Source organism: Streptomyces sp. NPDC005533, assembly GCF_042871845.1.
Classification (GTDB): Bacteria; Actinomycetota; Actinomycetes; order Streptomycetales; family Streptomycetaceae; genus Streptomyces.
On the sequence record NZ_JBIAJH010000188.1, the window covers coordinates 1 to 1377 of the forward strand.

The following is a 1377-nucleotide window of genomic DNA, read 5'->3' on the forward strand; positions in this document are numbered from 1 at the left end:
GTCTCTATGTCCTTCGTCAAGGATGTGGTGCCGGGTATGGGGCTGTTTGGGATGGTCACGCGGCGAGGGTGATGGTGGGGGTTCTGGACTCGTAGAAGGTGCCGTCTCGGAGCATCGCGAAGAGGACGCTGATGCGTTGGCGGGCGAGTCGCAGGAGGGCTTGGGTGTGGGTTTTGCCGCGGGCTCTCTGCCGGTCGTAGTAGGTGCGGGAGGCGGGGTCGGCGTTCATGCAGGCGAAGGCGGAGAGGAACATGGCGCGTTTGAGCTGCCGGTTTCCGCCGCGGGGTGCGTGTTCGCCGTGGATCGAGGTCCCGGAGGATCTGGTCGTGGGGGCGAGGCCTGCGTAGGAGGCCAGGTGGGCGGCACTGGGAAAACTGGTGCCGTCGCCGACGGTGACCAGTAGGACGGCGGCGGTCCTGACTCCGACTCCCGGCATCGAGGTCAGGACCGGGTGAAGAGGGTGGGCCTCCAGCAGGGTGCTGATCTGTGCTTCCAAGGCTCTGCGTTGGTCGTGGACCGCGGCGAGTGCGGCGGCCAGTGATGGGATCACGATGTCGAGGGTGCCCGTGCCGGGAACGATGACGGTCTGCTCGTCGAGGGCGTCGAAGATGTCGTCGATCAGCCGCGCGGCCATCCGCGGGGCTTTCGGGCGGATCAGCTCGACGAGCCTGCGGCGGCCGGCCTTCCGCAGAGCGGCCGGCGATCCGTGACGCTCGAGGAGCCAGGTGACGGCCCGGTGGTCCAGTCGCGGGCCGAGCACGCGCTCCAGCGACGGGTGGAACTGGGTGAGCAGACCGCGTATGCGGTTGGAGGTGCGGGTGGCCTCGGCGGCGAGGTCCTGGTCGAAGCCGGTCAGCACCGTGAGTTCGGCGGTGATCTCGTCGGTCAACTCCAGAGACCGCAGGACGTGCGGCATGGTGCGGGCGGCGTCCGCGATGACCGCCGCGTCCTTCGCGTCCGTTTTCGCCTCGCCCGGATACAGATCGGCGATCCGCCGCATCGCGAGTCCGGGCAGGTAGGCGACCTGGCAGCCGGCGTCGCGGGCGACGGTCAGGGGCAGGGCCCCGATCGAAGCGGGCTGGTCCACGATCACCAGCACGGTGCCGAACTTGGCCTTGAGCTTGTCGAAGACGGCCCGCAGCTTCGGCTCACTGTTGGGCATCGGCTTGTCGAAGACTTTCTTCCCGGCCGGGGTCAGCCCGTGACCGTGGTGGGTGCTCTTGCCGACATCCATCCCGAGGAAGACGCCCACGCCTTCGGTATCTAACATCGCGTTCTCTCCGCACGTTGACCGTGCTGGCCGCGGTAACGGTGTCGTGCTCGCGCATCCACGTTATGCAGACCTGCCGCCCGCAGGCTGTCCGGCATTGCGCCGGA

At 68.1% G+C, this 1377-nt stretch carries 1 protein-coding gene; it reads right to left on the reverse strand.

Annotated features, from left to right (window positions below; all coding sequences use genetic code 11):
- Nucleotides 1-55 precede the first annotated feature (55 nt).
- Nucleotides 56-1270, reverse strand: a complete 1215-nt coding sequence (locus tag ACFYP3_RS37840; RefSeq protein ID WP_388842662.1) for an IS110 family transposase — start codon at nucleotides 1268-1270, stop codon at nucleotides 56-58.
- Nucleotides 1271-1377 lie beyond the last annotated feature (107 nt).

Excerpts from the sequence above, each read along its gene's own strand:
- ACFYP3_RS37840 (WP_388842662.1), bottom strand. The coding sequence starts at position 1,270 with ATGTTAGATACCGAAGGCGTGGGCGTCTTCCTCGGGATGGATGTCGGC.